Annotated in this window: 10 protein-coding genes; 5 read left to right on the top strand and 5 right to left on the bottom strand. The window is 67.5% G+C overall.

Annotated features, from left to right (window positions below; genetic code table 11):
• Positions 1–34: 34 nt before the first annotated feature.
• Positions 35–919 (bottom strand): DUF5336 domain-containing protein, encoded by an 885-nt coding sequence (locus C1737_RS24940; RefSeq protein ID WP_067919646.1) that lies wholly within the window; start codon positions 917–919, stop codon positions 35–37.
• 257 nt (positions 920–1,176) lie between these two features.
• Between C1737_RS24940 and C1737_RS24935 the strand changes: the two genes are divergently transcribed.
• The 3 genes from C1737_RS24935 (at position 1,177) to C1737_RS27580 (ending at position 3,883) form a co-directional block, all read left to right on the top strand.
• Positions 1,177–2,025, top strand: coding sequence for an LLM class F420-dependent oxidoreductase (locus C1737_RS24935; protein WP_102419713.1), 849 nt, complete (start codon positions 1,177–1,179; stop codon positions 2,023–2,025).
• Between the two features lie 275 nt (positions 2,026–2,300).
• Positions 2,301–3,557 carry a PPE family protein gene (locus C1737_RS27455; protein ID WP_199182927.1) on the top strand — a complete coding sequence of 419 codons (1,257 nt, stop codon included), beginning with the start codon at positions 2,301–2,303 and terminating at the stop codon, positions 3,555–3,557.
• Complete coding sequence (locus C1737_RS27580; RefSeq protein WP_082975010.1) at positions 3,554–3,883, top strand: PE/PPE C-terminal domain-containing protein; 330 nt, start codon at positions 3,554–3,556, stop codon at positions 3,881–3,883. Before C1737_RS27455 ends, C1737_RS27580 begins: the two co-directional genes overlap by 4 nt.
• Positions 3,884–3,985: 102 nt before the next feature.
• Here the strand turns inward: C1737_RS27580 and C1737_RS24920 are convergent, their stop codons facing one another.
• The 3 genes from C1737_RS24920 to sucC form a co-directional block, all read right to left on the bottom strand.
• A complete protein-coding gene (locus tag C1737_RS24920) occupies positions 3,986–5,512 on the bottom strand; it encodes an acetyl-CoA acetyltransferase (protein WP_102419712.1) in 1,527 nt (508 codons plus the stop codon).
• A 111-nt stretch (positions 5,513–5,623) separates the two neighbouring features.
• Entirely contained in the window at positions 5,624–6,526 is a 903-nt protein-coding gene (gene sucD / locus C1737_RS24915) for a succinate--CoA ligase subunit alpha (RefSeq protein ID WP_067921437.1), read from the bottom strand.
• Positions 6,527–6,538: 12 nt separating this feature from the next.
• Entirely contained in the window at positions 6,539–7,702 is a 1,164-nt protein-coding gene (sucC, locus tag C1737_RS24910) for an ADP-forming succinate--CoA ligase subunit beta (protein ID WP_102419711.1), read from the bottom strand.
• A gap of 323 nt (positions 7,703–8,025) precedes the next feature.
• Between sucC and C1737_RS24905 the strand changes: the two genes are divergently transcribed.
• Both C1737_RS24905 and C1737_RS24900 read left to right on the top strand, forming a co-directional pair.
• The gene (locus C1737_RS24905) at positions 8,026–9,069 is read left to right on the top strand and encodes a M23 family metallopeptidase (protein ID WP_067919403.1); all 1,044 of its coding nucleotides are present in this window, start codon (positions 8,026–8,028) and stop codon (positions 9,067–9,069) included.
• Position 9,070: 1 nt separating this feature from the next.
• Positions 9,071–9,649 carry a hypothetical protein gene (locus tag C1737_RS24900; RefSeq protein ID WP_067919401.1) on the top strand — a complete coding sequence of 193 codons (579 nt, stop codon included), beginning with the start codon at positions 9,071–9,073 and terminating at the stop codon, positions 9,647–9,649.
• Between the two features lie 126 nt (positions 9,650–9,775).
• Here C1737_RS24900 and pcrA read toward each other — a convergent pair whose 3' ends face one another.
• The gene (gene pcrA / locus C1737_RS24895) at positions 9,776–12,109 is read right to left on the bottom strand and encodes a DNA helicase PcrA (protein WP_068097768.1); all 2,334 of its coding nucleotides are present in this window, start codon (positions 12,107–12,109) and stop codon (positions 9,776–9,778) included.
• Between the last annotated feature and the right edge of the window lie 166 nt (positions 12,110–12,275).

The raw sequence follows: 12,275 nt of genomic DNA, 5'->3' as shown, positions 1-12,275 counted from the left end.
GCGCACGTCCCCGACTAGGCGCGCAGGCGCGCCGTTAGGACGGCGCTGGGCCAGACTGCGACGAAGGCGACTGCTGCTCCTGGCCGTAGGGCTGCTGGCCCCCGGCCTGGTTGGAGTAGTTGGACGACGAGCCCTCGGAGCCGGCACCGGCCGCAGGGGGCGGGCTGAAGCTCGGGAAGCCGGTGGGCGGCGTGGACGGACCTTGCTGCGCGGCCTGCTGAGGCCCGGACTGCGGCGCGGGCTGGGCGCCGAAACCGCCGGTCGGAACCGCGGTTTGGGTCGGGCCCTGGCCGGCCCCGTATCCGCCGTACTGCGACCCGTACCCGGGGTGCTGCGGCGATTGCTGCTGGCCGTAGTAGGGCTGCTGGCCGTACTGCCCGTATTGGCCGTACTGACCGTACTGGGCGTACGGGTCGTATTTCGGCCGCGGCGTCGGCGCCGTGATGACACCCGCTTCCAAGAGAACGACGACGACGGCGGCGATCGCCTGGAGCACGGCGCAGGCCACCAGAGGCCACATCGCCCAGCCGACCGAGACGCCGGCGGGCAGGTTGATGGTCTCGGTGATGGCGAGCAAGCCACCCAGGACCGCGATGACCGCGACGATTCCCGCGTAGCTCTTGGCCTTGGGCACCAGGCTCAGGCCCGCGAGCAGCGCCGCCAGCACCGCGACGATGACGGCCGTGCCCGCGTCACCGGCGCGGCCGCCGACGCCCGGGCCGAGGTCGGCGCCAATCGTGAAGGTCGGCCCGAAGTTCAGCAGGTACACCGCGAGTCCGAGGACGATCACCGCGATGTTCAGGTAGAGCGGGAGCTTGCTGGCGCCGTCATCGTCCTTGGTGAACGACGGTGTGCTGCCTGCGTAGGAGCCGCCAGGCGGCGCGGTCGGGTATCCGGGGCTGCCGGGCGAGTAGGTCATGGCTCCTCCTGTTGCTTCCAGTGCCTTTGAAGTGCCTTTGCGGGCGCCACAGTTGCGTCGCGACCCTGTGCTTGCGGGCGCGCCGTTCCATAACCGCCGTGCCCGGCGCTTGCGTTGCGACGCGATCGATCAACCACGCTAGCGCACTTCGCGATGCCGGTGCCGTGGCGACCGGCACGGACACCGGAGCGCCGCCGATCCGTGCCGCCGCGACGGGAGCTTGCCCAGCGGAGGTAGAACACGTTCTAATTCACCCCATGGATTACGGGCTTGTGCTTTTTACCAGCGACCGCGGCATCTCTCCGGCGTCGGCCGCGAAACTTGCCGACGAACACGGCTTCACGACCTTTTACGTGCCGGAACACACCCACATCCCGATCAAGCGCGAGGCGGCGCACCCGACGACCGGCGACGCGTCGCTGCCCGACGACCGCTATATGCGGACGCTAGACCCATGGGTAAGCCTGGGGGCGGCCTGCGCCGTCACGTCGCGGGTCCGGCTGTCCACCGCGGTGGCGCTGCCCGTCGAGCACGACCCGATCACGCTGGCGAAAAGCATTGCGACCCTCGACCATCTGTCCGGCGGGCGCGTCAGCCTCGGCGTCGGATTCGGCTGGAACACCGATGAGCTCGCCGACCACGGCGTGCCGCCCGCCCGCCGCCGCACCATGCTGCGCGAATACATCGAAGCCATGCGCGAGCTGTGGACCGAGGAGGAAGCCGCCTACGACGGCGAGTTCGTCAAGTTCGGGCCCAGCTGGGCGTGGCCCAAACCCGTTCAGCCGCACATTCCGGTGCTGGTCGGCGCAGCCGGAAACGAGAAGAACTTCAAGTGGATCGCCCGCAGCGCCGACGGCTGGATCACCACGCCCCGCGACTTCGACATCGACGAGCCGGTGAAGTTGCTGCAGGACACCTGGGCGGCCGCCGGCCGCGACGGTGCCCCGCAGATCGTCGCCCTGGACTTCAAGCCGGTGCCCGAGAAGCTCGCCAAGTGGGCCGAGCTCGGCGTGACCGAGGTGCTGTTCGGCCTGCCGGACAAGCCCGACGACGAGGTCGCCGCTTATGTGGAGCGGCTGGCCGGCAAGCTGGCGGCCCTCGTCTGACAGCCCTTCGTATCCGCCAGACATAAACCACGGCGACCGGCACCGGCGTGTCGTTCACGTGGTTTATGTGTCGCGGAACTTTGTATGAACCAGCGGTTGCGATAGCCGAAAGATGGCACGTCCCAGACGTTTTCACTGAGTAGGCAGCGCGGCAACGCGCCTATAGGACTTTAGACCCTATATACGTAATTACACGATTTCAGAACATAGCTATGTGGTTTGAGGCGCTGTCGAGATCAGTTCGACGATTACGAATCTGAATAGGGAAAAAGGCTATGGACTTCGCATCGCTGCCGCCAGAGGTCAATTCCGGTCTGATGTATGCCGGCCCCGGAGCCGGTCCAATGCTGGAAGCCGCGGCGGGCTGGGACGCCCTGGCCGCCGAGTTGGAGTCCACAGCCAGCGACTACTCGTCGGTGGTCGCGGGGTTGACCGGGCAAGCGTGGTCGGGTCCGTCGTCAATGCTGATGACGGCCGCGGCCACACCCTATGTGGAGTGGCTATCTCTTACCGGCGCTCAGGCCGGGCAGACCGCCGCCCAGGCCTACACGGCGGCGGCGGCCTACGAAGCGGCGTTTGCGATGACCGTGCCCCCGCCGGTGATTGCGGCCAACCGAGCGCAGTTGATGGCCTTGATCGCAACCAATTTCCTCGGCCAGAACACCCCGGCGATCGCGGCCACCGAGGCCCAGTACATGGAGATGTGGACCCAAGACGCCGCCGCGATGTACGGCTACGCCGCTGCTTCGGCGCCCGCGAGCACCCTGACGCCGCTTAACGAGCCCCCGCACACCACCAACCCTGCCGGGCAGGCTGACCAGGCCCGCGCGGTGGCCCAGTCCGCCGGCAACGCCACCGGCGCCCGCACGCAATCAGTGGTGCAGATGGCCTCAACCAACGCCTCCCAGCAGCTGAGCTCGACCAACGCCGGCGCCGACCCGCCCCTCCCGCCAGGCCAAACCGTCACCGTCCCGTCCGGCACCACTATCAACCTCGGGAGCAGCACTACCCTGAAGATCACCAGCGGAACAATCACCGTCACCGGCAACGGCTCCACCATCGCAAATCCCGGCACCGTCATGGTCAACGCCGCCAGCTCTGTAAAAACGATCATCCCCTGCTACGTGAACGGTGTGTTCACCCCCGGCGGCGTTGTGGTCTCCGGCCCCGCCACCCTCACCCAAAACGGAGTGACCTCGGTCGTCGTCTCGCTCCAAGGCGGCTCCGCCACCTTCACCAGTGGTGGAGGGATGGGAGCGACCGTGACAACAACCACAAACACCGCCACCGCGACCGCCATCGCCGACACCACGATCACCAACATGTCCGGCACCATCTTCTACACCCTCCCCGCGCCCGTTACCCCCAGCTCGTCTGGCGGATTGGGGGTGGCATCGGCGGCAGGCGGGCTGAGCAGCTCGCCGGGGCTGGCGGGAACCTCCGGGATTCAACCTCAGCTCAATGCGGAAGGGCTCGCGGAATGGGCTCGTAGCCTGTCCGGTGTTGACCTGGCTGCTGCTGACCTCGGATGACGGGGGACGTCCCCGAAGCGTTGCGACACGTCAATCCCCGGCCCTGGCTGGACGCCCTGACTGATGGTCGGCTGGTGTGTGCCGACGTGGGCAAAGCGGGCGTGCTCGGGTCGTTGTCGGTCCCCCCTAGCTGGGTGACGGCCAGCCCCCAGACGGAGCCATTCCCGGATTCGCGGCCACCTGACAGCCTTGATGCCAGAGGCGTCCGCCGTGGAAGAACGTTCCAACATGGGTTGATGGCAACGATAAACCAGTGCGGCGCAACGACGTACGACGACGAAAGAGACGAGAGCGGCAACGACGAGACGCAAGTAGAAGAGCACTAGGCCGGCCGTCTAGCTGCCGCTTCACATCCGCGAGACGTAAACCACGGCGACGGTTTGCGGCGTGTCGTGTGCGTGATTTACGTGTCGTGGATGGGCCAGGCCTCAGGCCAGCGCGGCCCGGTTGTCCTTCTCCGTCGACCGCACCACGATCGAAGCCCCTAGCGGCTCGCCGTTGCTGAGCAGCCCGACCAGATCGGGGTCCTCGCTCAGTGCCAGGAAGCGGCTGCCGTCGCCGTCGAGACGGCCGACGATGAGGCCGGTGTGTACCGGCCAGTCGTAGCGGACGGTGTAGGTCTCGATGGTTGCCGGACCGTCGGCCTTGACGGTCACCGGCATCTTGGGACGGGCGGCGACCTCGGCACGCAGCGCGGCGCTGTTGTCGGGCTTCCAGTTCACCGGGGTGGTCGAGTACACCCCGACCGAGTACTTGCTCATGATCCCGCCGTTGGCGGCGACCAGGCCGAATTGGCCTGGCCGGTCGCGCATTTCGCTGACCGTTTCGGCGATGCCGTGCAGTGAGTAGTTGTTGCCCGGCCCGCCGAAGTACGGCAGGCCCCCGGTGAGCGTCAGCCCGCGCGGGTCGTCGGTGGCCAGGCCCGTCCCGTCGCAGAAGTTGAACACCGGCACCGGGAAGCAGCTGTAGAGGTCGAAGGTCGAGATGTCATCGATGCCGACGGCGGCGCCGGCGAGTGCTTCCCGGACCGCCAGCACCGAAGCCGAGTTGTGCGTCAAGTCGAGGCGGTCGAGCAGCGGCTGATCCACCATGTCGGCGTGGCCGTGCAAGAACACCCAGCGCTCCTCGGGCACGCCGAGCCTGCGGGCCGCGGCCACCGACATCAGCAGCGCGGCCGCACCTTGATTGACCTGGTCACGGGCCACCAGCAGCCTCGGGTACGGATCACAGATCATCCGGTTGGACGCGGTGACGGTGATGAGCTCGTCGTCGGTGCGCTCCACCGGGGAGGATGCGAACGGGTTCTTCGCCGCCACCTTGGTGAACGGAGCGAACAACTCACCCATCTGGCGCCGGTAGTCCGAGACGCTCAAGCCCAGTCGGGCACGGCGCGCGTTCTCCAGCAGCCCGTACTGGGCCGGCGCACCGACCAAGCCATGCGCGACGGTGTAGTCGTCGAACAGGCCCTCGTAGCCGAAGCCCCGGTCTTCGAGGGAGCCCTCGACCGTGTCGGAATGGTCCGGCTTCTCCCGGTCGGCGAAATACCGGATGCTGGAAGTGTTCTCGGAGCCGAAGATCATCACGACCTCGGCCGCACCCGAGGCGATGACGCCGGCGAACTCAGTGACCAGATGCTGTGGGCCCTGGCCGCCGATGGGTTCGAGAAGCGCGCGGGCTGGTGCAGCACCGATGCGCTGGGCCACCGAACGCGGGTAGTTGTTGGACTTGCCCATCGGCGCGGGTGTGCGCCCGGAGAGTTCGAACTGCCGGATCGCGGCGACGGTGTCGATGGACGCGGCGACGGAGGTGGCGTCGGCCCCACAGTCATGCAGTGCGGCCCGCGCCGCCGCGGTGGCCAGTTCCACCGAGGACATCCCGCGGTAGCCGGAGTCCTCGATGCGCTCGGTGAACTGCCCCACACCGACGATGACCGGCGTGTTCGGGTCGAGATTCATAGAACCACTATCTACCTGGGACAGGGCCCCGGCCAAATCCGGGGCCCTCGCAGCCTCGACGGTGGCGACCCGCCTCGCCCGGCGACGCCGCGCTCCCGATCGCCACAGCCCCTACAGGCTTTGCAGGATCTCCCGGGCCAGGGCGGCGGTCTCCGACGGGGTCTTGCCCACCTTGACGCCGGCCGCCTCCAGGGCTTCCTTCTTGGCGGCCGCGGTGCCCGACGAACCGGACACGATGGCGCCGGCGTGGCCCATCGTCTTGCCTTCCGGCGCAGTGAATCCCGCGACATAGCCGACGACCGGCTTGCTCACGTTGGCCTTGATGTAGTCGGCCGCACGCTCCTCGGCATCGCCGCCGATCTCGCCGATCATCACGATGACCTTGGTGTCGGGATCCTTCTCGAAGGCCTCGATGGCGTCGATGTGGGTGGTGCCGATCACCGGGTCACCGCCGATGCCGATCGACGTGGAGAACCCGAAATCGCGCAGCTCGTACATCATCTGGTAGGTCAGCGTGCCGGACTTGGACACCAGGCCGACGGGCCCGGGGCCGCTGATGTTGGCGGGCGTGATGCCGGCCAACGCCTCACCCGGGGTGATGATGCCGGGGCAGTTCGGCCCGATGATGCGCGTCTTGTGGCCCTTGTCCAGGTTGTACGCCCACGCATATGCGGTGTCCTGCACCGGGACTCCCTCGGTGATGACCACCAGCAGCGGGATCTCGGCATCGATGGCCTCGATCATGGCGTCCTTGGCGAACTTCGGCGGCACGAAGCCGACCGACACGTTGGCGCCGGTCTCCTTCATCGCCTCCGCGACGCTGCCGAACACCGGCAGCTCGACGTCCTTGCCGACTGGGTCGACGTGCGAGACGGTGGTGCCCGCCTTGCGGGCGTTCACCCCGCCCACCACCTGCGTGCCGGCTTTCAGCATCAGCGCGGTGTGCTTGGTGCCCTCGCCGCCGGTGATGCCCTGGACGATGACCTTCGAGTCCTTGTTCAGGAAGATCGACATTCGTTGGCTCCCTTACTTGTTCGCCAGCTCGGCGGCTTTGTCGGCACCGGCGTCCATGGTCTCGGCCTGGATCACCAGCGGGTGGTTGGCTTGGGCCAGGATGCGGCGTCCTTCGTCGACGTTGTTGCCGTCGAGCCGCACCACGAGCGGCTTGTTGGCCTCGTCACCGAGCATGTTCAGGGCGGTCACGATTCCGTTGGCAACGGCGTCGCACGAGGTGATACCCCCGAACACGTTCACGAACACGCTCTTGACCTGCTTGTCGTTCAGGATGACGTCCAGCCCCGCGGCCATGACCTCGGCCGACGCGCCGCCGCCGATGTCCAGGAAGTTGGCCGGCTTGACGCCGCCGTGCTTCTCCCCGGCATACGCGACGACGTCGAGCGTGGACATCACCAGGCCCGCACCGTTACCGATGATGCCTACTGCGCCATCCAGCTTGACGTAGTTGAGGTCGTGCTCTTTGGCCTTGAGTTCCAGCGGGTCGGTGGACGCGCGGTCCTCGAACTCGGCGTGCTCCGGGTGGCGGAAGTCGGCGTTGGCGTCCAGCGTGATCTTGCCGTCCAGCGCCAGGATTTGGTCCTTGGGGTCGCGCACCAACGGGTTGACCTCGACCAGGGTGGCGTCCTCGGCGACGAACAGCTCCCACAGCTTGTTGATGGTCACCGCCGCGGCGTCGAGCACCTCGGCGGGCAGGTGGCCTTGCTCGGCGATCGAGCGCGCGGTCGCCAGGTCGACACCGGTGACGGCATTCACCGGAACCTTGGCCAGCCGCTCGGGCTTGGTGGCGGCCACCTCTTCGATTTCCATCCCGCCCTCAACCGAGCACATGGCCAGGTAGGTGCGGTTGGCGCGGTCCAGCAGGAAGGAGATGTAGTACTCCTCGGAGATGTCGCTGGCCTCGGCGACCAGCAGCTTCTTGACGATGTGACCCTTGATGTCGAGGCCGAGGATGTTTTTGGCGTGTTCGTAGGCGTCTTCCGGTGTCGCCGCGTACTTGACCCCACCCGCCTTGCCGCGGCCGCCGACCTTCACCTGCGCCTTGACCATGACCGGGCGACCGATTTCGGCGGCGATTTCCCGAGCGCCCTCGGCGGTGTCGGTCACGCGCCCCGGCGTAGTCGGTACGTTGTGCTTGGCGAACAATTCTTTTGCTTGATACTCGAAAAGGTCCATGGACTCTCTGTCTTCGCTCGACTCAACTGCTAGGCCTCTTGATGGGCGGTGCCGCGTTCGGCAACTCGCACGGACGAACTGTATCCACTGGCCAACCCGCCCTTACGGGCGCGTCCGGCGATGTGGCACAGCTCACGACACCCCCGCCCACCGGCGTCGTGACCCAAATCACAATTTCGGCCGGATTGCGCGACGAGGTTGCCAGTGCCGCGAGTTAGCGGATACCTTCCTAGGGTCCAGATAACGTTATGGTCACGATACGAGGACATTTCAGCTTGTCCCAGCACCGTTTAGCTCCTTCAACTGCCGAAACGGCAGGCGTGGTGAGGGTTGGCCGCGCGGCGGGCGGCCGGGGAACCGAGCCCCATCGCAACGAAGTCACCGAAATCCTCCCGCTGGATGGCTTCGACTTCGATGACCTGGATTGGCGCGACGACGCCCGCGATCTCGGCGACCTCGACTACAGCAACGACTCCACGTTCGACAACGCCGCGCAGGTGCTGCTGGCTCCAGAACTCGACGACCTGAACGAGGCCGACGATCCGGCCCCGCTGTGGCTGGCCGCGCCGGTGACCGAGGTGCTCCCGCGGGTGGTCGTCGGGCCCGAGCGGCCTTCGGCTCGCCCGCACGCCACCGATGTCGTCGGCGCGGCGCGCCGCGGCGGGCAGCATCGCAAGCAACCGACCAGCGCGGCCAGGGGCCGCCTGATGATCTCGGCGATGGCCGCCGGCGCGGCCGCCGCGGCGGCCCACACCGCCACCAGCCACGCCGACACCCCCAGGACCGAGGCCGTGCTGACCGCGAACGCGTCGGCGCTCACCGGCGGGTCGGGCAGCAACACGATCCGCGGCGCGCAGGTGGTCGCGCTCGAGCCGGCGGCGACCGCCGCCGTGCACAACCAGGAGCTCGCCAAGGGCGTCGCGTTCGCCAACGATCGCGCCCAGCGTGAGGCGCGGCTGCAGCAACCGCTCTATGTGATGCCGACAAAGGGCATCTTCACGTCCAACTTCGGCTACCGCTGGGGCGTGCTGCACGCCGGCATCGACCTGGCCAACTCGATCGGGACACCGATCTACGCGGTGTCCGACGGCGTCGTCATCGACGCGGGGCCCGCCGCCGGCTACGGGGCGCTGGTCAAGCTCCGCCACGCCGACGGCACCGTGACGCTCTACGGCCATGTCAACACGACGCTGGTCAGCGTCGGGCAGCGCGTGATGGCCGGCGACCAGATCGCCACCATGGGCAACCGGGGCAACTCCACCGGCCCTCACCTGCACTTCGAGGTGCTTCAGGGTGGCACCGAACGCATCGACCCCGTCCCGTGGCTGGCTAAGCGGGGTCTTATGGTCGGTAACTACGCTGGTTGAGGTGACCGCGCCGAATCAACCACCTCCCGGTCCGCAACCGCCCGAGTCCGCCTCGCCGTCGGACTCCAAGACGCGCATCATCCGCCGGGCACCCACCGGCCCCGTCCCCGTGGCGCCGGAATCCCCGACGACCCACATCCCGTCCCAGCCGCCGCCCTATCCGGCCGCTTCTCGCCCGGGAAGCCGCGTTGCCTACGGCACGCCGGGCGACGAGCCAAGCGACCGGACGGCCGTCGCCGCCTGCGCCGTCAGCATCGTCAGTGGGTGGGCCACGTCGGTGGTCGCCACCGACCTGATCGCCGGTTGGTGGCGATCCGACCGCTTGTTCTGCATCGCCGTCGCATTCCTCGCCCTGGTCTTCGCGGCGGCCACCATCTCGGGCGTGATCATGCTGCTGCAGCACCGGCCCGTCGGGCGCCATCTCATCGCGGTCGGCGCCGTGGTCGCCGTGCTGACCTACCTGGGTGTGTTCATCGCCGGTGCCCGTGTCGCGTGGATCGTGCACCTGCTGCCGTTGCTGCCGCTCGCCAGCGTGGTGCTCGCGATGCACCCGCGAACCAAACGCTGGCTGGAGGCCTGACCCGCCACCCGGGCCCGGCCGACCGTGAGGCGCCGTCGGCATCTGATATCGCCCGCGATATCAAGTTTCCGGATCACTGCATGGTGCCGAAGGCCGTCCGCCGCAGCCAGCCGGAGGCCGCACTGGCTAAAGCTTGCTGATCGGCGCGTGGTTGTGCATCAGCTTGACCCGCCCCGCGCTGCCGAAATCGATGAGTGACATGGCGGATTCGCCGACCCCGGAGACTTCTTCGACCCGTCCGAGCCCGTACTTGTCGTGGGTCACCCGGTCGCCCGGCTCGAGCACCAGCAGTGGGCGCTTGCCCGCGGCCGAGCGGGTCGGGGCCGCGCGCGGCGTACCGAACCGGCCGGCGCCGCTCACGGGTGCGCTGAACGACGGGGCCGGCGCGGTGCGCCGCCACTCGATGAGTTCCTGCGGAATCTCCCGCAGGAAACGGGATTCGGGGTTCAGCATCGGCTGCCCCCAGGAGGACCGGACGATGGCCCTGCTCAAGTAGAGCCGCTGACGGGCGCGGGTGATGCCGACGTAGGCCAGCCGCCGCTCCTCGGACAGTTCAACCGGGTCGTCCAGCGCCCGCATGTGCGGGAACATCCCGTCCTCCCAGCCCGTGACGAACACCACCGGGAACTCCAGCCCCTTGGCGGTGTGCAGCGTCATCAGGGTGACCATGCCGGCGTCGTTCTCGGGGATTTCGTCGGTGTCGGACACCAGCGAGACGCGTTCCAGGAATTCCGCGAGCACACCGGTGTCCGGCACGTCTTCGTCCTCCGGGGCCTGCAGCGACTCGCCCAGCGCGGCGGCGTTGGCCCGGTCGGTGCTGAATTCGTGTGCCACACTGACGAGTTCGTTGAGGTTGTCCAGGCGGGCCAGGTCCTGGGGATCGGTGGAGGATTCCAGCTCTCGCCGGTAACCCGTCCGTTCGAGCACCGACTCGACCAGGTCGCCGAGATCCTCGTCGAGGCGGCCCCTGAGCTCGTCGAGCAACTCGACGAAACCGGCGATCGCCTTCTCCGCGCGCGAATTGAGCATCGGCACTTTGCCTTCGGCGGCGGCCACCAGCGAATCGGCGAAACTCGCCCCGGTGTTCTCGGCGTACACCGCGACGCAGGCCTCGGCACGATCCCCGATGCCCCGACGCGGGGTGTTGAGGATGCGCCGCATGCTGACCGCATCGCCGGGGTTGTCCAGCACGCGCAGGTAGGCGACGATGTCGCGGATCTCCTTGCGCTCGTAGAAGCGCACTCCCCCAACGACTTTGTAGGGAATCCCGGCGCGGATGAACACCTCTTCGAACGACCGCGACGAGTTGTTGGTGCGGTAGAACACGGCGACGTCGTTGTAGGTGATCTCGCCCCGATCGGCGAGCGCATCGATCTCCTCGGCCACGAACCTGGCCTCGTCGTGCTCGTTGTCCGCGACGTAGCCGACGATCAACTCCCCGGCGCCCGCATCGGTCCACAGGCGCTTGTCCCGGCGACCGGCGTTGCGGGCGATCACCGAGTTGGCCGCCGACAGGATGTTTTGCGTCGAGCGGTAATTCTGTTCCAGCAGAATGGTTGTCGCGTCCGGATAGTCGCGCTCGAAGTCCTCGATGTTGCGGATGGTGGCGCCGCGGAACGCATAGATCGACTGATCGGCGTCACCGACCACGCACAATTCGGCCGGCGGCACATCGTCCGGCGATTCGGCGACGTCGTGACCGACCAGCTCCCGCACCAGCACGTACTGCGCATGGTTGGTGTCCTGATACTCGTCGACCAGGACGTGACGGAACCGCCGCCGGTAGTGCTGGGCGATCTGCGGGAAGGCCCGCAGCACCGCGACGGTCTCGCCGATCAGGTCGTCGAAGTCCAATGCGTTCGCCGCGCGCAGCCGCCGCTGGTACTCGCCGTACACCGAGGCCACGGTGCGGACCAGGTCGTCGGAATCGTCCGTCAGTCTGGCCGTCGCCTCGGCGGGGTCGATCAGCTCGTTCTTCAGGTTGGAGATGGCGTTGGCCAGCAGCCGGGGCGAGTAGCGCTTGATGTCGAGCCCCATGTCGCGCCCGATCATCTGCAGCAGACGACGGGAATCGTCGGCGTCGTAGATCGAGAAGTTGGAATTGAGGCCTTCGATCAACGACGCCTGGTTGCGCAGGATGCGCACGCACGTCGAGTGGAAGGTGGACACCCACATGGCGCGGGCACGGTTGCCCACCAGCCGCACCACGCGTTCGCGCATCTCGGCCGCGGCCTTGTTGGTGAAGGTGATGGCCAGGATCTGGCCGACCCCGACGCCCCGCGCCGCGATCAGGTAGGCGATGCGGCGCGTCAGCACCGCGGTCTTGCCCGAGCCGGCCCCCGCGACGATCAACAGCGGCGAGCCCTGGTGCACCACCGCTTGGCGCTGTTGCGGATTGAGGCCGTCAAGCAGCTGATCTGCTTCGGAGCTCAGATTGGCATCGGTTACGTACACACTCATGTTGGTCCAAACTTACCGCCGGCCACCGACGCAACGCGCCAAGACGCCCGACCGGGTTGGCGCCGCGGCGGCGCGTCGCAGCGCCAAACCCCGTCTACAAAATGCGTCTTTCGCAATCCAATAGGCGGCCGGTTTGAAAATGCCTGCCAATTACACCCACGTCTAA

Source organism: Mycobacterium sp. 4858 (assembly GCF_900240975.1).
Taxonomy (GTDB): Bacteria; Actinomycetota; Actinomycetes; order Mycobacteriales; family Mycobacteriaceae; genus Mycobacterium.
The sequence above is the reverse complement of the archived record's forward strand: the minus strand, read 5'-3'. Positions and strand labels throughout refer to the sequence as shown.

Excerpts from the sequence above, each read along its gene's own strand:
- C1737_RS24940 (WP_067919646.1), bottom strand. The coding sequence starts at position 919 with ATGACCTACTCGCCCGGCAGCCCCGGATACCCGACCGCGCCGCCTGGC.
- C1737_RS24935 (WP_102419713.1), top strand. The coding sequence starts at position 1,177 with ATGGATTACGGGCTTGTGCTTTTTACCAGCGACCGCGGCATCTCTCCG.
- C1737_RS27455 (WP_199182927.1), top strand. The coding sequence starts at position 2,301 with ATGGACTTCGCATCGCTGCCGCCAGAGGTCAATTCCGGTCTGATGTAT.
- C1737_RS27580 (WP_082975010.1), top strand. The coding sequence starts at position 3,554 with ATGACGGGGGACGTCCCCGAAGCGTTGCGACACGTCAATCCCCGGCCC.
- C1737_RS24920 (WP_102419712.1), bottom strand. The coding sequence starts at position 5,512 with ATGAATCTCGACCCGAACACGCCGGTCATCGTCGGTGTGGGGCAGTTC.
- sucD (WP_067921437.1), bottom strand. The coding sequence starts at position 6,526 with ATGTCGATCTTCCTGAACAAGGACTCGAAGGTCATCGTCCAGGGCATC.
- sucC (WP_102419711.1), bottom strand. The coding sequence starts at position 7,702 with ATGGACCTTTTCGAGTATCAAGCAAAAGAATTGTTCGCCAAGCACAAC.
- pcrA (WP_068097768.1), bottom strand. The coding sequence starts at position 12,109 with ATGAGTGTGTACGTAACCGATGCCAATCTGAGCTCCGAAGCAGATCAG.